This is a genomic window from Streptomyces sp. CNS606 (genome assembly GCF_000426325.1).
This window is the reverse complement of the sequence record NZ_AUFD01000008.1, coordinates 293,593-315,411: the sequence shown is the minus strand read 5'-3', so window position 1 is coordinate 315,411 and position 21,819 is coordinate 293,593. Positions and strand designations below refer to the sequence as shown.

At 73.3% G+C, this 21,819-nt stretch carries 21 protein-coding genes and 1 pseudogene; 12 read left to right on the top strand and 10 right to left on the bottom strand.

All coding sequences use genetic code 11. The features are described 5' to 3' along the window. Nucleotides 1–249: pseudogene (locus tag K304_RS27640) on the top strand (hypothetical protein); the annotation flags it as partial. 107 nt (nucleotides 250–356) lie between these two features. Here the strand turns inward: K304_RS27640 and K304_RS0106560 are convergent. The 4 genes from K304_RS0106560 to ctaC all read right to left on the bottom strand — a co-directional run bounded on the left by K304_RS0106560 (nucleotide 357) and on the right by ctaC (nucleotide 4,914). Further along, complete coding sequence (locus K304_RS0106560) at nucleotides 357–1,628, bottom strand: Ig-like domain-containing protein (RefSeq protein WP_027763099.1); 1,272 nt, start codon at nucleotides 1,626–1,628, stop codon at nucleotides 357–359. Nucleotides 1,629–1,772: 144 nt separating this feature from the next. Beyond that, nucleotides 1,773–2,171, bottom strand: a complete 399-nt coding sequence (locus K304_RS0106555; protein WP_027763098.1) for a cytochrome c oxidase subunit 4 — start codon at nucleotides 2,169–2,171, stop codon at nucleotides 1,773–1,775. Further along, nucleotides 2,168–3,922, bottom strand: a complete 1,755-nt coding sequence (gene ctaD, locus K304_RS0106550; protein WP_027763097.1) for an aa3-type cytochrome oxidase subunit I — start codon at nucleotides 3,920–3,922, stop codon at nucleotides 2,168–2,170. Before ctaD ends, K304_RS0106555 begins: the two co-directional genes overlap by 4 nt. Further along, nucleotides 3,919–4,914 carry an aa3-type cytochrome oxidase subunit II gene (gene ctaC / locus K304_RS0106545; RefSeq protein ID WP_199779568.1) on the bottom strand — a complete coding sequence of 332 codons (996 nt, stop codon included), beginning with the start codon at nucleotides 4,912–4,914 and terminating at the stop codon, nucleotides 3,919–3,921. Before ctaC ends, ctaD begins: the two co-directional genes overlap by 4 nt. A 563-nt stretch (nucleotides 4,915–5,477) precedes the next feature. Between ctaC and K304_RS0106540 the strand changes: the two genes are divergently transcribed. Beyond that, the gene (locus K304_RS0106540; RefSeq protein WP_027763095.1) at nucleotides 5,478–6,896 is read left to right on the top strand and encodes a cysteine desulfurase/sulfurtransferase TusA family protein; all 1,419 of its coding nucleotides are present in this window, start codon (nucleotides 5,478–5,480) and stop codon (nucleotides 6,894–6,896) included. Nucleotides 6,897–6,917: 21 nt separating this feature from the next. On the opposite strand, the gene K304_RS0106535 is transcribed toward K304_RS0106540, so the two are convergent. Next, nucleotides 6,918–7,892 carry a carbohydrate kinase family protein gene (locus K304_RS0106535; RefSeq protein WP_027763094.1) on the bottom strand — a complete coding sequence of 325 codons (975 nt, stop codon included), beginning with the start codon at nucleotides 7,890–7,892 and terminating at the stop codon, nucleotides 6,918–6,920. Between the two features lie 135 nt (nucleotides 7,893–8,027). Between K304_RS0106535 and K304_RS32005 the strand changes: the two genes are divergently transcribed. After that, nucleotides 8,028–8,249 (top strand): hypothetical protein, encoded by a 222-nt coding sequence (locus tag K304_RS32005; RefSeq protein ID WP_037789344.1) that lies wholly within the window; start codon nucleotides 8,028–8,030, stop codon nucleotides 8,247–8,249. Nucleotides 8,250–8,583: 334 nt separating this feature from the next. Continuing rightward, nucleotides 8,584–10,125: a hypothetical protein gene (locus K304_RS0106525; RefSeq protein ID WP_051307971.1), complete on the top strand. Its 1,542-nt coding sequence runs from the start codon at nucleotides 8,584–8,586 to the stop codon at nucleotides 10,123–10,125. Between the two features lie 126 nt (nucleotides 10,126–10,251). Here K304_RS0106525 and K304_RS0106520 read toward each other — a convergent pair whose 3' ends face one another. Next, the gene (locus tag K304_RS0106520; protein WP_027763092.1) at nucleotides 10,252–10,605 is read right to left on the bottom strand and encodes a HesB/IscA family protein; all 354 of its coding nucleotides are present in this window, start codon (nucleotides 10,603–10,605) and stop codon (nucleotides 10,252–10,254) included. 326 nt (nucleotides 10,606–10,931) lie between these two features. Between K304_RS0106520 and nadA the strand changes: the two genes are divergently transcribed. Then, nucleotides 10,932–12,122 (top strand): quinolinate synthase NadA, encoded by a 1,191-nt coding sequence (gene nadA, locus K304_RS0106515; protein ID WP_027763091.1) that lies wholly within the window; start codon nucleotides 10,932–10,934, stop codon nucleotides 12,120–12,122. Nucleotides 12,123–12,209: 87 nt separating this feature from the next. Further along, a complete protein-coding gene (locus K304_RS0106510) occupies nucleotides 12,210–13,076 on the top strand; it encodes a hypothetical protein (RefSeq protein ID WP_027763090.1) in 867 nt (288 codons plus the stop codon). 47 nt (nucleotides 13,077–13,123) lie between these two features. Here the strand turns inward: K304_RS0106510 and K304_RS0106505 are convergent, their stop codons facing one another. Further along, nucleotides 13,124–14,230, bottom strand: a complete 1,107-nt coding sequence (locus tag K304_RS0106505) for a nicotinate-nucleotide--dimethylbenzimidazole phosphoribosyltransferase (protein WP_027763089.1) — start codon at nucleotides 14,228–14,230, stop codon at nucleotides 13,124–13,126. A gap of 167 nt (nucleotides 14,231–14,397) precedes the next feature. Continuing rightward, the gene (locus K304_RS0106500) at nucleotides 14,398–14,598 is read right to left on the bottom strand and encodes a hypothetical protein (RefSeq protein ID WP_027763088.1); all 201 of its coding nucleotides are present in this window, start codon (nucleotides 14,596–14,598) and stop codon (nucleotides 14,398–14,400) included. A 92-nt stretch (nucleotides 14,599–14,690) separates the two neighbouring features. Between K304_RS0106500 and K304_RS0106495 the strand changes: the two genes are divergently transcribed. Then, nucleotides 14,691–15,893 (top strand): bifunctional adenosylcobinamide kinase/adenosylcobinamide-phosphate guanylyltransferase, encoded by a 1,203-nt coding sequence (locus tag K304_RS0106495; protein ID WP_027763087.1) that lies wholly within the window; start codon nucleotides 14,691–14,693, stop codon nucleotides 15,891–15,893. A gap of 56 nt (nucleotides 15,894–15,949) precedes the next feature. Here K304_RS0106495 and K304_RS0106490 read toward each other — a convergent pair whose 3' ends face one another. Further along, entirely contained in the window at nucleotides 15,950–16,645 is a 696-nt protein-coding gene (locus tag K304_RS0106490; protein WP_027763086.1) for a methyltransferase domain-containing protein, read from the bottom strand. After that, on the bottom strand, nucleotides 16,642–17,235 hold the full coding sequence (locus K304_RS0106485) for a DUF3043 domain-containing protein (RefSeq protein ID WP_027763085.1): 594 nt from the start codon (nucleotides 17,233–17,235) through the stop codon (nucleotides 16,642–16,644). The genes K304_RS0106490 and K304_RS0106485 overlap by 4 nt, the downstream gene beginning before the upstream one ends. 253 nt (nucleotides 17,236–17,488) lie before the next feature. Here K304_RS0106485 and K304_RS0106480 point away from each other — a divergent pair, with 253 nt between their 5' ends. The 5 genes from K304_RS0106480 (at nucleotide 17,489) to cobS (ending at nucleotide 21,710) form a co-directional block, all read left to right on the top strand. Beyond that, nucleotides 17,489–18,304 carry a PspA/IM30 family protein gene (locus K304_RS0106480; protein ID WP_027763084.1) on the top strand — a complete coding sequence of 272 codons (816 nt, stop codon included), beginning with the start codon at nucleotides 17,489–17,491 and terminating at the stop codon, nucleotides 18,302–18,304. 78 nt (nucleotides 18,305–18,382) lie between these two features. Beyond that, nucleotides 18,383–18,685, top strand: a complete 303-nt coding sequence (gene pspAA / locus K304_RS0106475; protein WP_027763083.1) for a PspA-associated protein PspAA — start codon at nucleotides 18,383–18,385, stop codon at nucleotides 18,683–18,685. An 84-nt stretch (nucleotides 18,686–18,769) separates the two neighbouring features. Beyond that, nucleotides 18,770–20,233, top strand: a complete 1,464-nt coding sequence (locus K304_RS27630) for a sensor histidine kinase (RefSeq protein WP_486591594.1) — start codon at nucleotides 18,770–18,772, stop codon at nucleotides 20,231–20,233. Continuing rightward, entirely contained in the window at nucleotides 20,230–20,934 is a 705-nt protein-coding gene (locus K304_RS0106465; protein WP_027763082.1) for a response regulator transcription factor, read from the top strand. The genes K304_RS27630 and K304_RS0106465 overlap by 4 nt, the downstream gene beginning before the upstream one ends. A gap of 11 nt (nucleotides 20,935–20,945) precedes the next feature. Beyond that, a complete protein-coding gene (gene cobS / locus K304_RS0106460) occupies nucleotides 20,946–21,710 on the top strand; it encodes an adenosylcobinamide-GDP ribazoletransferase (protein ID WP_027763081.1) in 765 nt (254 codons plus the stop codon). Nucleotides 21,711–21,819 lie beyond the last annotated feature (109 nt).

Genomic DNA, 21,819 nt, shown 5'->3' with positions numbered 1-21,819 from the left:
GTGTGCGTGCTGGACGGGGAGGCCGTGCCGGCCGGCGGCATGGGCGTGTGCCGCCAGATCAAGGACGAGATCTTCCGCTGCCCGCCGGTGCTGCTGCTGATCGGCCGCCCGGAGGACGCCTGGCTGGCGACCTGGAGCCGGGCCGAGGCCGCGGTGTCGCACCCGGTCGACCCGGTCGCCCTCGCGGACGCGCTGGCCGGTCTGCTGCGCGGCGACCACCGCAGCGCGGGCGCCGCGGGCGCCGCCTGACCCCTCCGCACACGACGCCCGGCCGCCGTACGGGGGACCTCCCGCACGACGCCCGGCCGCCGTACGGGGGACCTCCCGCACGGCGCCCGGGCGCGTCCTGTGGGTGCTCAGGCCTGGAAACGCAGGCGGGCCTGAGCGAACTCGATGTCGCCCAGAGGCGCCTCGGCGGGCTTGCCCTCGCCGGTGAGGGCGCTGCCCTCGCGCCACTCGGACCAGTTCAGGTTCCAGTCGCCGAAGCCGTTGCCGAACGCGGGCATCTGCTCGCCGCCGTCGCCGTTGACGTAGGTGAACACGTCGCCCTCCTGCACGAGGCCGAAGAGCCACTTGGCGTTCTCGGTGCTCATGCCGGTGCAGCCGTGGCTGGTGTTGGCGACGCCCTGCGACCCGGAGGACCAGGGCGCGGCGTGCAGGAACTCGCCGCTGTGGGTGAGGCGGGCGTTCCAGTAGACCGGCAGGTCGTAGGACTCGGAGCTGCCAGCGGGGATGCCGATGCTCCCGCTGGTCATGCGGAGGAACTGGGTCTTGCCGAGGATCACCTTGACGCCGACCCGGGTGCGGAACCCGGGCTTGCCGGCGCTGATCGGGATGGTGCGCGCCTCCTCGCCGTCCCGGGTGACGGTCAGGGTGTGCGCGGCGAGGTCGACGGTGCCTTCGACACGGTCGTCGGTGCGTATGCTCAGCGGCTTGGAGGCGCCGCCGCGGAGGCCGTCGCGTATCTTGATCCCCTCCAGCGCCGCCGACACGGATATGGAGGCGTGCGAGGGCCAGTACTCCTTGGGCCGGTAGTGCAGCGTCTGCGCATCCACCCAGTGCCAGCCGCCCTGCGCCCGGGGGGTGGAGCGGACGTTCAGGGCGCGCTCCACGGTCTCCCGCTGCTCGCGTCCCTTGACCTTGTGACTGAGTTCGGCGACGAGCGGCTGGCCGACGCCGTACTCGCCCTTCTCGGGGCCGAAGGTGACGGTGAACTTCTTGCCGTCGGAGGCCCGCGTCCCGAACCGGACGGTGCGGCGTCCCGGCTCGCCGTCCTCGTTCTCGGTACTCACCCGGACGGTGTAACGGGTGCCTGCGGCGAGCGGCGCGGTGCTGCGCCAGCGGGTGCCGTCCTCGGAAAGCCTGCCGCGCACGTGCCGTCCGCCGGCGTCCGTGGCGACCACGTCGGTGAGGAGGGCCTCGTCGTCCTCGGCGGTGACCACGAGGGGCTTGCGGTAGTCGACGTCGTCGCTGCCGTCCTCGGCGCTCAGCGCGACCTGGCTCCCGGCGTCGTACGGGGCGGCCGCCAGTGGATGACCGTCCTCTCCGCAGGCGGTGAGCCCCACCGCCAGGGGCCCCAGCAGAAGGGCGCAGCTCACCGCCGTGCGGCGCTTCCGTATGTCAGTCATGACTTCACGTTAGGAACGCGCGGGGGCGGTGGCCCGTCGGCTTGGGCCGATCGGGTCCTCTTCGCACGACAGGCCCCGGCAATGCCGGGGGCCTGTCGTGGTGTGCGCGATGCTTGCGGGTTCTGCGCCTGCCGGCTTCCGCGCCTACTGGTTCTGCGCCTCGCCGCGGTAGTACTCGAAGAACCAGCCGAAGAGGCCGATGAGCACCACGGGCAGCGAGAAGAAGAACAGCCACCAGCCGAAGATGATGCCCAGGAAGGCCAGGGCGCCGCCGAGGGCCAGGGCGAACGGCTGCCAGCTGTGCGGGCTGAAGAAGCCCACCTCGCCGGCGTCGTCGGCGACGTCCGCCTCCTTCTCGTCCTGCGGGCCGACGTCCACCCGGCGTGCGGTGAACGCCAGGTAGAAGCCGATCATCATGGCCAGACCGAAGGTGAGGAAGAGCGCGGTCGTGCCGACCGGCTCCTTCGACCAGACGCCGTAGACGATCGCCATGGCCAGCATGAAGAAGGAAAGCCAGATGAACATCTGTCCCTGGATCTTCACTTCCCGACCTCCTTGCCGGTGGCGGCTTCCTTGCCCGGGTCGACGACGTCACGCTGCCCGGTGTCCTCGATCTGGTCCAGGGCGGCGATCTCGGGATGGTGCAGGTCGAACGCGGGGGACTCGGACCGCACGCGCGGCAGGGTGACGAAGTTGTGCCGCGGCGGCGGGCACGAGGTCGCCCACTCCAGCGAACGGCCGTACCCCCAGGGGTCGTCGACCTCGATCTTCTTCCCGTGCTTGGCGGTCTTCCAGACGTTGTAGAAGAACGGCAGGAGGGACATGCCCAGCAGGAAGGAGCTGATCGTCGAGATGGTGTTCAGTGCGGTGAACCCGTCGGCGGCCAGGTAGTCGGCGTACCGGCGCGGCATACCCTCGGCGCCCAGCCAGTGCTGGACCAGGAAGGTGCCGTGGAAGCCGATGAACAGCGTCCAGAAGGTGATCTTGCCGAGCCGTTCGTCGAGCATCTTGCCGGTGAACTTCGGCCACCAGAAGTGGAAGCCGGCGAACATCGCGAAGACGACCGTGCCGAACACGACGTAGTGGAAGTGCGCCACCACGAAGTAGCTGTCGGAGACGTGGAAGTCCAGCGGCGGCGAGGCGAGGATGACACCGGTCAGACCACCGAAGGTGAAGGTGATCAGGAAGCCGATCGTCCAGAGCATCGGCGTCTCGAAGGACAGCGAGCCCTTCCACATCGTGCCGATCCAGTTGAAGAACTTCACGCCCGTCGGCACCGCGATGAGGAACGTCATGAACGAGAAGAACGGCAGGAGCACGCCGCCCGTCACGTACATGTGGTGCGCCCACACCGTCACCGACAGGCCGGCGATGGCGATGGTCGCGCCGATCAGGCCGATGTAGCCGAACATCGGCTTGCGGCTGAAGACCGGGATGACCTCCGAGACGATGCCGAAGAACGGCAGCGCGATGATGTACACCTCGGGGTGGCCGAAGAACCAGAACAGGTGCTGCCAGAGCAGCGCGCCGCCGTTGGACGAGTCGAAGACCATCGAGCCGAACTTGCGGTCCGACTCCAGCACCAGCAGTGCGGCGGCCAGCACCGGGAAGGCCAGCAGCACCAGCACACCGGTGAGCAGCACGTTCCAGGTGAAGATCGGCATCCGGAACATCGTCATGCCCGGCATGCGCATGCAGATGATGGTGGTGATGAAGTTGACCGAGCCGAGGATGGTGCCGAAGCCGGAGAAGGCCAGACCCATGATCCACATGTCGGCGCCGATGCCCGGCGAGTAGACCTCGCTGCTCAGCGGCGCGTACGCGAACCAGCCGAAGCTCGCCGACCCCTGCGGGGTGAGGAAGCCGCCGACCGCGATCAGCGAACCGAAGAGGTAGAGCCAGTAGGCGAACATGTTCAGACGCGGGAACGCCACGTCGGGCGCGCCGATCTGGAGCGGCATGATCCAGTTCGCGAAGCCCGCGAACAGCGGAGTGGCGAACATCAGCAGCATGACCGTGCCATGCATGGTGAACGCCTGGTTGAACTGCTCGTTCGACAGGATCTGCGTGCCCGGGCGGGCGAGTTCGGCGCGCATGAAGAGCGCCATCACGCCGCCGATGACGAAGAAGAAGAACGAAGTGATGAGGTACAGCGACCCGATCGTCTTGTGGTCGGTGGTCGTCAGCCACTTCACCACGACGTTGCCGGGCTCCTTGCGGCGCTGCGAGGAGAGACCGCTCTGGGCAGCGATCGTGTCCTCGGCGGCACCCTGGGGTTCGTTGAGGATGCTCACGGGTTATTCGTCTCCGCATTCCTGGTGTCGCCGATGGTCGCGACACCCGCCGGGATGTAACCGGTCTGGCCCTTCTCCGCCAGCTCTTCCAGGTGCTTCTGGTAGCGCTCCGGCGAAACGATCTTGACGTTGAAGAGCATCCGGGAGTGGTCCACACCGCACAGCTCGGCGCACTTGCCCATGTAGGTGCCCTCCATCTCGGGAGTCACCTCGAAGCGGTTGGTGTGGCCGGGGATGACGTCCTGCTTCATCAGGAAGGGAACCACCCAGAAGGAGTGGATGACGTCCCGCGAGGTCAGCACGAACTGGACGGTCTCGCCCTTCGGCAGCCACAGCGTCGGGCCCGGGTTGCCGTTCTGGAAGTTCCGGTCGGCCGGCGTGCCCGCGGTGTAGACGCCCTCGGCGCCCTCCGGGAACGCCTCCTTCATCCGGTCCGGGATGGCGGCGAGTTCCTCGGAGTCCGTGTTGTCCGTGGAGGTGTCGCCGTCGACGTTCTCGACGTAGTTGAAGCCCCAGCTCCACTGGTAGCCCACCACGTTGACGACGTGGTCCGGCTTGTCGGAGGTCTTCAGGAGCTCGGCCTCGTCACGGGCCGTGAAGTAGAAGAGGACCGACACGATGATGATCGGGACCACGGTGTACAGCGCCTCGATGGGCATGTTGTACCGGGTCTGTGTCGGGACCTCCACCTTGGTGTGCGAACGCCGGTGGAAGATGATGCTCCACAGGATCAGCCCGAGCACCAGGGCGCCCGTGGCGAGCGCAGCCGCCCACGAGCCCTGCCACAGGGAGAGGATCCGCGGCGCCTCCTCCGTCACCGGGGTGGGCATGCCGAGGCGGGGGAAGTCCTTGTAGGTGCAACCGGTGGCGGTAGCCAGGACCAGTCCCGCAGCCAGCGCCTGCGGCAGCATCCGCCGCATCGGGCGCCGTGACATGGGGGTACCGCCCACGCCCTTCGGGCGGTGGGGGAGGTCGGAGCCGTTGGGACTCACGTAGCGCCTTCCCGAGAGTCTCGCCCGCTCAGCCGGGCTCGGCCGTCTTGGTGGTCGGGCGCCGGCCCCTGGCGCGGGCAGGGGTTTGATGTTTATGCGGGCCAAACCTTACTGGACGGGATTTGGACCCGCGCCAGGAGGGTCCGTCTCCCGCGTGGCGGCTCCACTGCGGCCGTCCGGCGGTTCCGGCCGCGTCCCGCCCGCCCCGGCCCGCGTCCTCAACCGGCCGCCCCCGGCGCCTCCGAGCGCACCCGGCGCCCTCCGCGGATGCCGCACCCGGCCCCCCCCGTCGCGGCCCCGGGGCGGCCGTGACCGCGACACCTCCGCCCGCGTCGGGCGGAGGACGCCCCACGCGGCCGGCCTCGACCCGCCCCGGGGGGCCTCGTGCCGTTCGGCGGCCGGAAGCTGTCCGAGCCCGGACGTGCGACGAGGAGAGAGCCGGGCCCCGGACACCGGATGCCGCCGCGGAGACGCGGACCTGCTCCTCCGGCACGGGCCGAAGCCCGCCGTGCGGCGCGGGGAGGGGTTCCGGGATCCACCGGGCCGGGCGCTAGCGTGAAGGCGTGCCGTACTTCGACGCCGCGTCGTCCGTTCCGCTGCATCCCGTCGCCCGGCAGGCCCTGGTCGCCGCGCTGGACGAAGGCTGGGCCGATCCGGCCCGGCTCCACCGCGAGGGCCGGCGCGCGCGGATGCTGCTGGACGCCGCGCGGCAGACCGCCGCGGAGGCCGTCGGATGCCGCCCGGACGAGCTGACGTTCACCCCGTCGGGCACACAGGCCCTGCACACCGGCGTGGCCGGTGCGGTCGCAGGCCGACGGCGTGCGGGCCGGCACCTGGTGGTCTCCGCGGTGGAGCACTCCGCGGTGTTGCACGCGGCGGCCGCCCACGAGGCGGACGGCGGGACCGTCGCCGAGGTGGCCGTGGGCCGTACGGGCGCCGTCGACCCCGGAGCGTTCTCCGCCGCGCTCACCGAGGGCACCGCCCTGGCCTGCCTGCAGAGCGCCAACCACGAGGTCGGCACCGAACAGCCCGTCGCCGGCGTGGCCGAGGCGTGCCGTGCGGCGGGCGTGCCACTGCTGGTGGACGCGGCCCAGTCGCTCGCCTGGGATGCGGTGGACGGCCCGTGGTCGCTGCTGGCCGGCAGCGCCCACAAGTGGGGCGGTCCGCCCGGAGTCGGCCTGCTCGTGGTGCGGAAGGGCACCCGCTTCGCCCCGCCGGGCCCCTCGGACGAGCGGGAGTCGGGCCGCGCCCCGGGCTTCGGGAACCTCCCGGCGGTCGTCGCCGCCGCGGCGTCGCTGCGGGCGGTGCGCGCGGAGGCCGCGGCCGAGGCCGCCAGGCTCCGGGCGCTGGTGGACCGCGTCCGCACACGGGTACCCGAACTCGTCGGGGACGTAGAGGTGGTGGGCGACCCGGTGCACCGGCTGCCGCACGTGGTCACCTTCTCCTGCCTGTACGTGGACGGCGAGGCGCTGCTGCACGCCCTGGACCGCGCCGGGTTCTCGGTGTCGTCCGGCTCCTCCTGCACGTCGAGCACGCTGACGCCCAGCCACGTGCTGCGCGCCATGGGGGTGCTGTCCGAGGGGAACGTCCGCGTGTCGTTGCCGCCGGGTGCCCGCGAGGAGGACGTGGAACGATTCCTGGCCGAACTCCCCGGCGCGGTGGCGTCCGTGCGCGCCCAGCTCGGCGCACCGGCGAGCGCCCCCGGCGCACCGGCCGACATCCGGGCGGACGGCGGCCCGGAAGCGTCCGAGGACGCGGAGGAGGGCGCCCTGACCGTGGACGCACTCGGCACGCTGTGTCCGGTGCCGGTGATCGAGCTGGCGAAGGTGATCGGCGAGGTACCCGTCGGCGGGGTGATCACGGTCCTCGCGGACGACGAGGCCGCCCGGCTCGACATTCCCGCCTGGTGCGCGATGCGCGGCCACACCTACCTGGGCGCCGGTCCGGACGGCACGTCCTACCGGATCCGCCGGGCCGCCTGAGCGGCCCGGACCGGTCCGGCGTCAGCCGAGGTGGGACTGCACCTCGGCGGCCGCGGCGTCGCCGTAGGCCTTGGTGAAGCGCTCCATGAAGTTGCCGCGACGCAGCTCGTACTCCTGGGTGCCCAGGGTCTCGATGACCAGGGTGGCCAGCATGCAGCCGACCTGCGCGGCGCGTTCGAGCGAGACGTCCCAGCTCAGACCGGTGAGGAAGCCGGCCCGGAAGGCGTCGCCCACGCCGGTGGGGTCGACCTTGGCCTCCTCCTCGGGCGGGCTGACGAGGAGGGGCTCCTCGCCCTTGCGGTCGATCCGCACGCCCTTGGCGCCCAGGGTGGTCACCCGGGTGCCGACCCGGTCGAGGATGTCCGCGTCGCTCCAGCCGGTCTTGGACTCGACCAGGCCCTTCTCGTACTCGTTGGTGAAGAGGTACGTCGCGCCCTCCGTCAGCACGCGGATGTCGTCGCCCTCCATGCGCGCGATCTGCTGGGAGAAGTCGGCGGCGAAGGGAATGCCGCGGGTACGGCACTCCTCGGTGTGGCGGATCATCGCCTCGGGGTCGTCGGCGCCGATGCACACCAGGTCCAGGCCGCCCACGCGCTCGGCCACGGCCTGGAGTTCGATCAGGCGGGCCTCGCTCATCGCGCCGGTGTAGAACGAGCCGATCTGGTTGTGGTCGGCGTCCGTGGTGCACACGAAGCGGGCGGTGTGCGCGGTGGTGGAGATGCGCACCGACTCGGTGTCCACGCCGTGCCGGTCCAGCCAGGCCCGGTACTCCTCGAAGTCCTCGCCGGCCGCGCCGACCAGGATCGGGCGGGCGCCCAGGCAGCCCATGCCGAAGCAGACGTTCGCCGCCACCCCGCCGCGGCGCACGTCCAGGGAGTCGACCAGGAAGGACAGCGAGACCGTGTGCAGCTGGTCCGCGACGAGCTGGTCGGCGAAACGGCCGGGGAAGGTCATCAGGTGGTCGGTCGCGATGGAGCCGGAGACAGCGATACGCACGGCGAATTCGCTCCAGGAAGGAGAACGGAAGGCGGTCCCGACCACGCTACCCGGTCACCGACCGTATCCGAACAGGACAGAACTACCAGATAGTAGGGCTTTCCCCCGTCTTCGGAGCATGCGTACTGTCGGGGTATGAGCACCCATGGCGCCGATGCGCCCACAGCCGGTCACCGTTCGGCGGAGCCGGAGTCCCTCGCCCAGCTGCGCGGCGACTGCGCACGAATGTCCGAGCGCTGGCCCCGCACGGCGCACGGTGCCGCGCCGTGCGCGGCGGCGTCGGAGCGGCCGCGCGGGGTGCACGTCCCGGAGCGCTCCGCGCACCTGTTGGACGGCATGTCCGACTACGGGGACTAGGACCGCGCCAGGACCTGTCCGGGAGACCCGGTCTCCCGGTCCGCGTGGGGCGGAGGGCCGTGCGGACGGACCCGGGCCCGTCCGCACACCACACCGTGCCGCCCGCACACCGCGCCGCCGGCCGTGCCGCGCTTCGCCCGGATCGGCCCTGGTCGACGGGCTGCCGGACGCCCACGAACGGCCTCTCGTCGCCCCGCTCGGCGCCCCCGTGGCGCGGTCCCGTGACGCGGCCGGCGGAACGGCCCGGGAACCGCTCGCCGTCCGGTCCCGTCCAAGGGGCGTCCCCGCAAGGGATGCGGGCCCGACAGAAGAGCGGAGCCGAAGGAGCGATGTGGTGAGCACCCAGGAGACCCCCGAGGGACCCCGACTGCGCCGGCGACTGACCGTCGCCTCGGTGGCGACGGCCGTTCTGCTGGCCGGAGGCGGCGGAGCCTACTGGGCCTCGAACGCCGCCGAGTCGGACGACGACACGACGGCCGCCGCCGACAGCCGTGAGAAGCCGCCGCCGCTTGTGCTGGACAGCCTCGGGCTGAGCGAGTCGGGCGACACCCCGGAGCGCGGCATCGCGCCGGGCGAGCCCAACCCCAACGCGACCGTGTACGAGGCCGAGGGCGACCTGCCCGACGGCCCGGGCTCGGCGCCGGTGCACCGTCCCGAAGGGGACGTGACCGAGGCCGAGATGCAGGCGATCGCCGACGCGTTCGGCGTGGACGGCGCCCCGACGGAGAGCGACGCGGGCTGGCGGGTCGGCGGCACGCCGGACGGGAGCGGTCCGCTGCTGACGGTGGACGAGGATTCCGGCGCGTGGTCCTTCATCCGCCACCGGCCCACCGGCGACGACCTGTGCGGCAAGCCGAAGGACGGCGGCGCCGGCAAGCCGCCCGCCCCGTGCCCCGACCAGCAGGCCGACGGCGAGGGGCAGCCGAGCAGCGACGGTGAGCGCGGGGGCGACCCGGTGCCCGCCGACGAGGCGAAGAAGACCGTGCAGCCCGCGCTGGAGGCGCTCGACCTGGAGAAGGCTGCGCTGGACGCGTCGCACTCCTACCAGGACACCCGCCTGGTGACCGCGAAGCCGCGTCCCGGCGGCTTCCCCTCCCAGGACTGGTCCAGCACGTTCACGGTGAACGCCGCCGGCGAGCTGGTGCGGGGCCACGGCCGGCTGGGCGAGCTGGTCAAGGGCGCCGTGTACCCGGTCATGACGGCGGAGGAGACGCTGAAGGCGCTGAACAAGCACCGTGCGCCCGCCGGCATGCCGGAGGTCCCGTCCTGCGACGACGCGCCGCCGCCGCGCCCGAAGGACGAGAACACCGACCTCGGCGGCTACCCGAAGGCCGACGACGTGATCACGTGTGCGCCCCCCGGTTCCGAGGGCTCGTCCCCGGGCGGCGGGGAGGCCACCGCGACGGTGAGCGGTGCGACGTTCGGTCTGGCGGCCGAGTACTCGAAGGGCGCGCCGGTCCTGGTCCCCGCGTGGATCTTCGACGTGGAGAAGCAGGGTGCCGAGGGCACCTACCAGGTCGCCTTCCCGGCAGTGGAGCGCGAGTACCTGCGCACTCCCGAGGACAAGGGCGGCGAGGACGGCGGTGACACGCCGGTCTCCCCCGGATCGCCGGACGGCCGGAAGCTGATCTCGTACCGCGCCGACGGTCGTGACCTGACGGTCACCTTCTGGGGTGGCGTCTGCCACGACTACCGGGCCGTCGCGAAGCCGGCGGACGGCGGGGTCGAGGTGAAGGTCGAGCCGAAGAACCCGGAGCCCAAGGAGAACTGCATCATGATCGCCGAGAAGCAGAAGGTGACGGTGCAGCTCGACAAGCCGCTGGACGACCGTAAGGTGCTGGACGCCAGGAGCGGCGACCCGCTGCCGAAGAAGTGACCGACGCGTCGGCACGACGCACGACGCACGCATGACGAGGGCGGCGACCCGGAAGGGGTCGCCGCCCTCGTCGTGCGCCGTGCCGGGCACCTCGTCGCGAGGTGCCCGGCGGGCTGCCTCAGCTGATCAGCTGAACGAGTCGCCGCAGGCGCAGGAGCCCGAGGCGTTCGGGTTGTCGATGGTGAAGCCCTGCTTCTCGATGGTGTCGACGAAGTCGATGGAGGCGCCGCCCAGGTAGGGGGCGCTCATCCGGTCGGTGACCACCTTGACGCCGTCGAAGTCCTTCACCACGTCGCCGTCGAGCGAACGCTCGTCGAAGAAGAGCTGGTACCGAAGGCCGGAGCAGCCACCGGGCTGGACGGCCACGCGGAGCGCGAGGTCGTCACGACCCTCCTGCTCGAGGAGGCTCTTGACCTTCACCGCGGCGGCGTCGGACAGGATGATGCCCTCACTCACAGCGGTCTCGTCCGATACGGACATCTGCTTCTCTCCCGGGTTGTTCGGACTGCTCTGCCATGGGCTGGAACGGAAGACATCCCGGATTCATTCCAGTCCCGGCACGTCGCGATCCCTCGTCCCTTGCGGTTCTCATGCTCGCACATCCGGCGCGGGGCGGTCACGAGCGTGCGGCGTACCGGGTGGGACGGGGCGGGACGCCGTGGGGTCACCCGGGGTGGCGGTATGCGTCACATCGACACGATGCCCGTCGTCAAACTGACGTGAACCGGTTATGATAGATAACGTCACTAAGACGATAAGTACGCGTGGATCAGAACGCGTGTTCCGAACAGAAAGGGTGCGTGATCGTGTCCACCACCCAACCCCTGGACGTGCAGCCCACGCCGCTCGCCCTGCTCCTGCTCGGCCGCGAGGCCGACCCCTCGAGCGAACGCGGCGTCGACTGTCCCGGCGAGCTTCCCTCCCCCTCCGACCCGGATCTGGTGGAGCGCGCCCGCGCGGCCAAGGAGAAGCTGGGCGACAAGGTCTTCGTGCTCGGGCACCACTACCAGCGGGACGAGGTCATCGAGTTCGCCGACGTCACCGGTGACTCCTTCAAGCTGGCGCGGGAGGCGGCCGCCCGTCCGGAAGCCGAGTACATCGTCTTCTGCGGCGTGCACTTCATGGCCGAGTCGGCCGACATCCTCACCTCCGCACGTCAGCAGGTCGTCCTCCCCGACCTCGCGGCCGGCTGCTCCATGGCCGACATGGCGACGGCGGAACAGGTCGCCGAGTGCTGGGACGTGCTGACCGAAGCGGGAGTGGCGGAGCGCACGGTGCCCGTCTCCTACATGAACTCCTCCGCCGACATCAAGGCGTTCACCGGGCGCCACGGCGGCACGATCTGCACCTCCTCCAACGCCCGCCGCGCACTGGACTGGGCGTTCGAGCAGGGGGAGTCCGGGCAGAACAAGGTCCTCTTCCTTCCCGACCAGCACCTGGGCCGCAACACCGCCGTCCGGGACATGGGCCTGTCCCTGGACGACTGCGTGGTCTACAACCCGCACAAGCCGGGCGGCGGCCTCACCGCCGAGCAGCTGCGCGACGCGAGGATGATCCTGTGGCGCGGCCACTGCTCGGTGCACGGCCGCTTCTCGCTGGACTCCGTCGACGACGTGCGCGCCCGCATCCCGGGCGTCAACGTCCTGGTGCACCCCGAGTGCAAGCACGAGGTGGTGGAGGCCGCGGACTTCGTCGGATCCACGGAGTACATCATCAAGGCGCTCGAGGCCGCCCCCGCGGGCTCGAAGTGGGCCATCGGCACCGAACTGAACCTCGTACGGCGGCTGGCGAACCGTTTCGCGGACGAGGACAAGGAGGTCGTCTTCCTCGACCGCACGGTGTGCTTCTGCTCGACGATGAACCGCATCGACCTCCCGCACCTGGTGTGGGCGCTGGAGTCGCTGGTCGAGGGCACCGTGGTCAACCGCATCGAGGTGGACCCGGAGACCGAGCAGTACGCCAAGACGGCCCTGGAGCGGATGCTGGCGCTGCCGTGACCTGGTGAAGTCCGGCGCCGGGAACCGACCGGCTCCGGTGGACGTCACCGGAGCAGAGTCGAGCGAGCGCAGGAAGGTACCAGACCCATGCCGGAGCGGTTGGTCGAGGAGTCACGGCTCCGACAGCTGCTCGAGGAGGACCCGTACGACGTCCCGCGCGGCGGGGTCGCCGACCTGGAACGCCTCGCCGCGCTGCTCGACGCGGTCGTGCCGCCGTTCCCCCGCGCGGGCGGTCCCGCCCCCGGCGAGGAAGCGGCGGTGGCCGCGTTCCGCGCGGCACGCCTTCGGCAGACGGCCTCGCGGGGGCCCGCCGGACCGGCCTACGCCGCCGCGTCCACATCCGTCTCCGCCGCGCAGCGGCGGCGGAGGGGCGGCCCGCGTTCGACCACGCTCGGAGTGGTGACCGCGCTCATGCTCGGCGGGGGGATCGCCGTGGCCGCCGGCGGCGGGGTGCCGGACCTCGGCCGTTTCCCGGGCGGCTCCGGAGGCGGGCCGGCGGAACCCGCGCCCTCCTCGGCCCCGCCCACCGCACCCGGCGAGAGGACGCTCACGCCTCCGGCGGCCCCGGCTCCCGGCCGTACGCCGGGCCGGGACGGGGACCGCGAACAGCGCAAGCACCGCGACGGCCGGAAGGGCACGAAGGAGGGCGGCGACCGGGAGCGACAGGGCGACGAGCGCGGCCGGGACCTCCGGAACGGGCCCGACGGGAGACCGGACCGCCCGGACCGCCCCGACCGGAGGCCCGCTCAGACGGGCCGGGACGGAAACGCGCAGCAGGAGAAGGCCGAGAGGGAGGAGCGGCGCGGCGAGAAGAAGGACCGCGACCGCCCGCGCGCCGGCCAGGCGCCGGGGAGGGGCGGATCACCGGACCGCGCCCGCGAGGACCGGCGAGGCGACCGCGACGGCACGGCGCGGGATTCGCGGGACGACCGGCCCGGACAGGACCGCCGCTGAGAGGCGCGGCCCGGCACGGGAGGGGTGCGGGAGCGAGCCGCCTGGCGTCAGGTGACGTCGAGCGCCTCGGTGTCCGCCGGCGCCTCGGCGCCCGCGCCGACTCCGGTGTCCGCCGGCAGGCCCGCGGCAAGGTCGGCCGCGGCACGCACCAGCGGCACGGCCATCAGCGCCCCGGCCCCGCCGCCCACCACGATGCGGTGGTCCGTGAGCGGCTCCAACGACATGCGGTCGAGCGCCTTCGCCTGCGCGGGCTCGTCCGTGGCCTGACCCGCGAGCCACCAGTCGGGGGCCCGGAAGGCCACCCGCTGGCCCACCAGAGCGCAGGCGGCGGAGACCACACCGTCCAGGATCACCGGCGTCCGCCGCACCGCCGACTGGAGCAGGAACCCGGTCATCGCCGTGAGATCCGCGCCCGCGACGGTCGCGAGCAGCCGGAGCTGGTCGCCGAGCACGGGCCGCGCGCGGCGCAGCCCGTCCCGGATCGCCGCGCACTTGCGCATCCACGCCAGGTCGTCGATCTGCGCACCGCCCCGGCCGGTCACCACGGACGCGTCGGTCCCGCAGAGGGCGGCGACGAGGGCACCGGCCGCCGTGGTGCCTCCGACGGACAGGTCGCCGAGCACGACCAGGTCCGTCCCGGAATCCGCCTCCTCGTCGGCGAGCGCCATGCCCGTGCGGAAGGCCTGCTCGGCCTCGGCTCCGGTGAGGGAGTCCTCGACGTCCAGCCGGCCGGAGGACCTGCGGACACGGTGCCGGGTGACGTCCTCGGGCAGCTCGGCGGGGTCGCAGTCGAGCGACATGTCGACGATGCGGAGCGGCACCTCGAGACGCCGCGCGAGGATCGCGGCCGGGCTGTCGCCGTCGAGCGCGGACCGGACGAGCGTGTGGGCGGACCCGGCCGGACGGGCGGAGACCCCGAGTCCGGCGACGCCGTGATCACCGGCGAAGAGCAGGAAGCGGGGGTTACGGATCGGCTGCACCGGTACCTGTGCCTGCGCCGCGGCGAGCCACTCCCCCAGCTCGTCGAGCCGGCCCAGGGCCCGCGGGGGAAGGCCGGTGCGTGCCCGCCGCTCCTCCGCGTCCCGTCGGAGGCCGCCGTGCGGCCGCTGGATGAGGTCGGAGAACGCGTCGAGGTTCAGGGTCCCGTCAGGCATGCGCAGAGGCTACGCGAACGGGGCACGCCCGCGGGGCCGGGCCCCGGAGCGGCGGTGCACCCACGCCCACGTGGCGCGGGCGCCGCGCGCCACGGTGCCCGCGCCGGGGTGAAACGGCGGTCCGCGCCTCCCGCCGTCGCGGGGCGACGCCGCCGCCGAGCGGCGCGTCAGCCGTGGAGGCTCATCGGGCCGTAGATCTTGGTGCCGTCCTCCAGGAGGGTGACCTGGTCCGCGCCGCCGTCGAGCAGTTCGCGCCACACCTCGCCGATCCAGGACTCGGCGTCCCCCTGCGTGGAGAACTCGTCCGGCTGGACGACGGGTTCCGTCTCCGTGCCGTCGGACTTCTCGAACCGCCACGTCCACGCCATGTCGCCTCCCGCAGCAACTGATCGGCTGTGCTTGCTCACCGCAGCGTAATGCCCGTTGCGCGGCCGGCCACGCCTCGCGAGACGATCAGGGCGTGGAACTCACTCTGCTCGGCACCGGTGCCCCCGCCGGACTGCCCCGCCCGGACTGTCCCTGCGCCGCGTGCGCCCGCGCGACCGGCGGCGACGCGCGGGCCGCGACGGCTCTGCTGCTGGACGGCACGCTGCTGCTCGACCTGACCCCCGGCTCGGCCCTCGCGGCGGCCCGCGCGGGGAAGACGCTGCACGGCGTGCGGCAGGTACTGCTGTCGCACCCGCACGACGGACCCCCGGTGGAGGTCCCGGCCGCGCTGCCGCAGCCGGTGCGCGTGCCCGACGGCCAGGAGCTGTCGCTGCTCGGCGGGCATCGGGTGCGGGCGGTGGCGCTGGACGCGCCGGGCACGGGCTACGAGGTGGCCGGTCCGGACGGGGAGCGGCTGCTGTACCTGCCGCCCGAGGGTGCCGTGGCGGGTCACGAACAGGTGGGCGGGCCGTACGCGATGGTGCTGCTCGACGTGATCGGGCGTCCGGACGGGCTGGCACGGCTGCGGGCCGCGGGGGCTGTCGGGCCGACCACGGACGTGGTGGCCGTCCACCTGGATCACGACGTGCCGCCGGGTGGGGAGCTGCGCCGCAGGCTCGCCGCCGCGGGCGCGCGTCCGGTGCCGGACGGCACCACGCTGGCCGTCGGCGCGTACCAGGACGTGCCGGAGCCGCCGCGCCGCACGCTGGTGCTCGGCGGCGCACGGTCGGGCAAGTCGGTGGAGGCGGAGCGGCGGCTCGCGACGTATCCGGACGTGCTGTACGTGGCGACGAGCGGGCGTCGAGAGGGCGACCCGGACTGGGCGGCGCGGGTGGCAGCGCACCGGGCGCGGCGTCCGGGGTCGTGGCGCACCGTGGAGACCTGCGACCTCGCGCCGCTGCTCGCCGCACCGGAGGAACCGGCGCTGCTGGTCGACTGCCTGGCGCTCTGGCTGACCGACGCGATGGACGCGGTCGGCGCGTGGGAGGACGCGCGGTGGGAGCGCGGCGGAGCCAGGGCGCTGGCCGGGCGGGTGGCCGAGCTGGCGGCGGCGGTGCGGGAGACGCGGCGCCGGGTGGTGCTGGTGAGCAACGAGGTCGGCTCCGGGGTGCATCCCGAGACGCCCGCGGGTCGCCGCTTCCGCGACGAGCTGGGCCGACTGAACGCGGCCGTCGCCGCGGAGTGCGAGACGGTGCTGCTCGCCGTGGCGGGCGTCGTCACCCCGCTGCGGTCCTGAGCCCGGGTCCCGGGGCGTACCAGCCCGCCGGGATTGGGCCCCGGCGGGCTCCGCGTTCACCCCACGACGGCGGGGCGGCGCAGACCGCACAGGTGGAGGTAGGCGGCCACGCCCCGGTAGGGGTCCGTACGGGAGGCGCGCTCCTCGGCCGCGAGCTGGCGCGGCAGCAGGGCGCGGCGGTCGTCGTCGGGGGTGAAGACCTGCACGCCGTACCAGGCCCGCAGCGGCACGCCGACGCCCGCGAGCAGCGAGGTCATCGGTTCGAGGCGGAAGGCGCGCTCGGCGAAGTCGAACGCGGCCAGTGCCGCCTCCCAGTCGCCGGCGCGCGCGGGGTGCAGGGCGAGTGCGGCGTCGTTGCGGATCATGACCGACAGCAGGCCGCCGGGGGCGAGGACGCGCGCGAGTCCGGCCAGGGTGCTGGCCGGGTCGTGCGACGCGGTCAGCCCGTCGTGGCAGAGCACGACGTCGAAGGTGCCCGGCGGGAAGTGGGCTCCGGCCTCCTGGCCGCCCCCCTGGACGAGGCGCACCCGCTCCCGTACGGCCGTGTCCTCGGCGTCGAGGGCCTCGCCCACGTAGGCGTGCACCGCGGCGTCGGCTTCCAGACCGGTCACCCGGTGGCCGGCTCGCGCGAGACGCAGCGTCCGTTCGACCGGGCCGAGACCGGCTTCGAGGACGGTCAGCGGGCCGCCGCCGGGGAAGTGGGCGGCGAGCTGTTCGTCGAGCTGCCGGGCGACCAGGTCGTGCCGGATCAGGGCCGTTCGCCGCGGGCGACCTGCGGCTTGGGCAGGCGCATCCGGCGCATCTGGAGGGTGCGCATGAAGGCGTAGAAGACCGCGCCGCGCCGGTTCTCGTCCGGGAAGCGCTCGGCGAGCCCCTTCTTCAGGCGGAAGCTCATCGCGAAGGAGTCGATGACGATCGTCGCGATGACGCCGATCCACATCACGAAGGCGATGTTCTTGAACTGCGGCGACGGCACGATGCTGAGGATCAGGATGAGCACCGCGATCGGCAGGAAGAACTCGGCGACCGACCACTTGGCGTCCACGAAGTCGCGGGCGTACCGGCGCACCGGCCCCTGGTCGCGCGCGGGGAGGTACCGCTCGTCGCCGCCGGCCAGCGCCTGCCGCTGCCGCTGCATGTCGGCACGGCGCGCCTCGCGGGCCCGCTTCGCAGCCTCCTTGCGGTTGGCCGGGGGCTTCGCGAGGGTGCGGCGCTGCGCCAGCGCGTCGCTGCGCTTGGGCGTGGGCCGGCCCTTGGGGGCCTGCGGGTCGCGGATCTGCTGGGGCTCGGCCTCGGTCACCCTGGTGACGGCCTGCCCGTCCTTCGTACGGCTTCGGAACACGTCTCTACAGTACGGTGCCGCCGGAGGTGCTCCCCACCCCTGCGGGGGAACGATCCGGCAACACCGCCCCGTCCCGCACCCGCTGTCTCCTCCCTGCGCGGGAGAGCGGAGCGAATGATCGTCCTCGCGGATGAGCGGATCCGGTTCGAGGCGGTGCGGTAATGGAAGAAGGCCCCGTACCCTGGGGTCAAGAAGACGTGCTGAGGCTCGAGTCCGTTACTGAAGGGGGCGCGCGAGGCCCATGAGCGGTGTCATGAAGCGTATGGGGATGATCTTCCGCGCGAAGGCCAACAAGGCCCTGGACCGGGCCGAGGACCCGCGCGAGACGCTCGACTACTCGTACCAGAAGCAGCTGGAGCTGCTGCAGAAGGTGCGCCGCGGCGTCGCCGACGTCGCGACCTCCCGCAAGCGGCTGGAACTCCAGCTCAGCCAGCTGCAGACGCAGTCGTCCAAGCTGGAGGACCAGGGCAAGAAGGCGCTGGCTCTGGGGCGCGAGGACCTGGCCCGGGAGGCGCTGACCCGCCGGGCGGCCCTCCAGCAGCAGGTCACCGATCTGGAGACGCAGCACCAGACGCTCTCCGGCGAGGAGGAGAAGCTCACCCTTGCGGCGCAGCGCCTCCAGGCGAAGGTCGACGCCTTCCGCACCAAGAAGGAGACGATCAAGGCCACGTACACCGCCGCGCAGGCGCAGACGCGGATCGGCGAGGCGTTCACCGGCATCTCCGAGGAGATGGGCGACGTCGGCATGGCCATCCAGCGAGCGGAGGACCGTACGCAGCAGCTCCAGGCCCGCTCCGGCGCCATCGACGAGCTGCTCGCCTCCGGTGCGCTGGAGGACCCGTCGGGCACGGCGAAGGACGACATCTCGGCCGAGCTGGACCGCCTGTCCGGTGGTTCGGACGTCGAGCTGGAGCTCCAGCGGATGAAGGCGGAGCTGGCGGGCGGTTCCGGCTCGGAGCGGCAGGCGCTCGAGGGCGGCGCGCAGGGCGGGACCGAGGCCCCGCAGAACGGCACCGCCCAGACCGGCGGTCAGCAGGGGCAGGACACCCCCCGGTTCGACAAGCAGTGACCGCCGGCCGGTGCCGGGCCGGCCGACGGGTGGGTCCGGCCGGTGCCGGGTCGTGCGCCTCGTGAGGAGGAGAGCGTCGTGATCGTCAGGATCATGGGAGAAGGCCAGGTCAGGCTCGAGGACAGCCATTTTCCCGAGCTCAACCGGCTGGACGACGAGCTGGCCGCCGAGATGGACTCCGGCGACGAGACGGGCTTCCGGCGCACGCTGAGCGCGCTGCTGGACGCGGTGCGGGAGATGGGCACGCCGCTCCCGGACGACGCGCTGGAGCCTTCCGAGCTGATCCTCCCGGCACCGGAGGCCACGCTGGACGAGGTGCGCGGGATGCTGAACGAGGACGGGCTGATCCCGGGCACGACGGACCCGGAGCCGGCGGAGTAGGCGCCTCGCGGGTGAGCGGCGCGACACGTCCGTCGACGGCGGTGGCGGCGCGCCGCCCCGGCGGGAGCCCGTAACGTGCGTGCCGTGACCAGCGACCCCATCGATCCCCTCGGCGCCGGCGGCGGACGCCTGGCCGAGCTGCGGCGCAGGCTGCGCGCCCACCCGTACGTGGTGGACGCGCTGCTGGCGGCGGGCACGCTGCTGTGCGTCCTGGCGGCGGCGGGCACCGAACCGCACGGGCCGGACGGCCACCCCACCTTCCGCGACCCGTATCTCGACCTGACCACGGTGGTGCTGGCGGGCGTGTCCTGCGCGTCGCTGGTGGCGCGGCGCCCGGCGGCGCTGATCGTGCTGTGCGTGACCAGCGTGGTCACGGTGGCGGGTCTGGTGCTGGACCACCCCGACGCGGCGGGGCCCGGCGCGAGCCGGGCGCCGCTGGCAGCGGCGGCCGTCGTCGCCCTCTACACGGTCTCCAACCGCACCGACCGGGCCACCTCCTGGCGGGTGGGCGCGATCACCGTCGGCACCCTGACCGCCTCGGCGATGCTGTTCGGCGAGGGCCCCTGGTACGCGCAGGAGAACCTGGCGATCTTCGCGTGGACGGCGCTGGCGGCCGCGGCCGGTGAGGCGGTGCGCGGACGCCGCGCGTTCGTCGACGCCATCCGGGAGCGGGCCGAGCGCGCGGAGCGCACCCGGGAGGAGGAGGCCCGGCGCCGGGTCGCCGAGGAACGCATGCGCATCGCCCGCGAGCTGCACGACGTGGTCGCCCACCACATCGCCCTGGTCAACGTGCAGGCGGGGGTGGCGTCGCACGTGATGGACCAGCGGCCGGACCAGGCGAAACAGGCCCTGGCCCATGTACGGGAGGCCAGCCGTCACGCCCTGGACGAGCTGCAGGCGACGGTCGGGCTGCTGCGACAGTCCGGCGACCCCGCGGCGCCCACCGAACCGGCGCCGGGGCTGGAGCTGCTGGCGGAGCTGGTGGCGGGCTTCGAGCAGGCGGGGCTCCGCGTGGACGTCGAACTGCCGCCGCGCGGGGCGCCGTTGCCGTCGGCCATCGACCTCACCGCCTACCGGGTGGTGCAGGAGGCGCTGACCAACGTGCAGAAGCACGTCGGCGCGGGGGCGCGGGTGGCGGTGCGCATCACGCGGGACCCGGCGGCACTGCGGATCGGCGTGGTGGACGACGGCGCGGGCGCGGCGGCCCGCGGCGCGCAGGACGTGGACGCCGGGCACGGAGAGCGCGACGGGGCGGAGCACCGCGGTGGCGGGCACGGGCTGACCGGCATGCGGGAGCGGGCGGCCGCCCTGAACGGGCGGTGCGACGCCGAGCCGGTCGAGGGCGGCGGCTTCGCCGTCCGGGTGCTGCTGCCGCTGCGCGCGACGGTGCCCGAGCCCGGTCCGGGGCCGGTGCCCGCACCGGGGTCCGGGGCCGTCGGCGTGCCGGCTCCGGAGGACGTGGCTGCTCCGGAGAACGTGGCGGCCTCGGAGGACGTGGCGGCCTCGGAGAGCGTACGGACTCCCGGCGGCGGGGAGCGGGGGGCGTGACCATCCGCGTCGTACTCGCCGACGACCAGGCCCTGTTGCGCAGCGCCTTCCGCGTCCTGGTCGACTCCGAAGCCGACATGCGGGTCGTCGGCGAGGCGTCGGACGGCGCCGAGGCGGTGGAGGTCGCCCGCCGCGAAGCGGCCGACGTGGTCCTGATGGACATCCGGATGCCCGGTACGGACGGCATCGTGGCCACCCGGGAGATCTGCGCCGACCCCGCTCTCGCCCGCGTGAAGGTGGTCATCCTCACCACCTTCGAGCAGGACGCGTACGTGCTCCGGGCGCTGCGGGCCGGTGCCTGCGGCTTCCTCGGCAAGGGCGCCGAGCCGGACGAGCTGCTGGCCGCCGTCCGCATCGCGGCGGCGGGCGACGCCCTGCTCTCCCCCGCCGCGACGAAGGGCCTCATCAGGCGGTTCCTCACGCACGACGGCGGGGCCTCGGGCGGAGACGGGAGCGACGGCGTTGGAGGCGGCGTGCCGGGGCTGGACGCGCTCACCGCACGGGAGCGCGAGGTGCTGTCCCTGGTGGCGGGCGGGCTCTCCAACGACGAGATCGCCGGACGGCTGACGGTGAGCCCGCTGACGGTGAAGACGCACGTCAACCGGATCATGGGCAAGCTCGGCGCCCGGGACCGGGCGCAACTGGTCGTGGCCGCCTACGAGAGCGGCCTGGTCCGGCCCGGCACGCAGCCGGACGGCTAGCCTCTGTCGTCATGGACGCGGGCAGGGCGACGACGGGTGAGGGGCTGCGGTTCGCCTTCGGCACGCTGACCGTGATCCCCGTGCGGGTGGCGCGCTGGGACCGTGCCGCGGCCGGGCGGGGCATGGGATGCGCCCCGTTCGTGGGGCTGGCGGTCGGCGCGGTCTCCGGACTGGCGGGCGCGGCGCTGCTGGTACTGGGCGCGGGGCCGCTGCTCGCCGCGGTGGCGGCGGTCGCCGTGCCGGCGGCCCTGACCCGCGGGCTGCACCTGGACGGCCTGGCCGACGTGGCGGACGGGCTGGGCAGCGGACGTCCCGCGGACGAGGCGCTGCGGATCATGAAGCAGTCCGACATCGGGCCCTTCGGCGTCCTGACGCTCGTGCTGGTGCTGCTGGCCCAGGTCGCCGCGCTCGCCGAACTGTACGGCGCGGGCTGGCTGCTCGGGGCGGCCGGCGCGCTGGTCGCGGCGGTCGCCGCACGGGTGGTGCTGACGCTCGCGGCACGGGCGGGCGTGCCCGCAGCCCGGCCGGACGGGCTCGGTGCGGTGGTGGCCGGGGCGGTACCGGTGCGGACGGCGCTGCTCGTCGCGGTGCTCGCCGTCGTCGCTGCGGGGGCGGTCGACTGGCGGTACGGCGTGGCCGTGGTGGCCGCGTCGTGCGCGGCGGAAGCGCTGGTGCGGCGGTGCCGGGCACGGTTCGGCGGTGTGACCGGGGACGTCTTCGGCGCGGCAGCGGAGTCCGCCGCCACGGTCGCCCTGCTCGCCCTCACCCTCGGCTGAGGCCCGCCGTCCGCTCCCCCGCACCGCTCCCCCGTCCCATGCCGGTCCCGCTCGCCGGGGACGGAGAGGGGCACGGGGGCGGCGCTTCGCACCGGAACCGCGTAGGGTC

Bases quoted from the DNA above. Each gene is read 5' to 3' on its own strand.
- K304_RS0106560 (WP_027763099.1), bottom strand. From the start codon at position 1,628: ATGACTGACATACGGAAGCGCCGCACGGCGGTGAGCTGCGCCCTTCTG.
- K304_RS32005 (WP_037789344.1), top strand. From the start codon at position 8,028: ATGAGCACCCATGGCGCCGATGCGCCCACAGCCGGTCACCGTTCGGCG.
- K304_RS0106520 (WP_027763092.1), bottom strand. From the start codon at position 10,605: ATGTCCGTATCGGACGAGACCGCTGTGAGTGAGGGCATCATCCTGTCC.
- K304_RS0106510 (WP_027763090.1), top strand. From the start codon at position 12,210: ATGCCGGAGCGGTTGGTCGAGGAGTCACGGCTCCGACAGCTGCTCGAG.
- K304_RS0106505 (WP_027763089.1), bottom strand. From the start codon at position 14,230: ATGCCTGACGGGACCCTGAACCTCGACGCGTTCTCCGACCTCATCCAG.
- K304_RS0106500 (WP_027763088.1), bottom strand. From the start codon at position 14,598: ATGGCGTGGACGTGGCGGTTCGAGAAGTCCGACGGCACGGAGACGGAA.
- K304_RS0106480 (WP_027763084.1), top strand. From the start codon at position 17,489: ATGAAGCGTATGGGGATGATCTTCCGCGCGAAGGCCAACAAGGCCCTG.
- cobS (WP_027763081.1), top strand. From the start codon at position 20,946: ATGGACGCGGGCAGGGCGACGACGGGTGAGGGGCTGCGGTTCGCCTTC.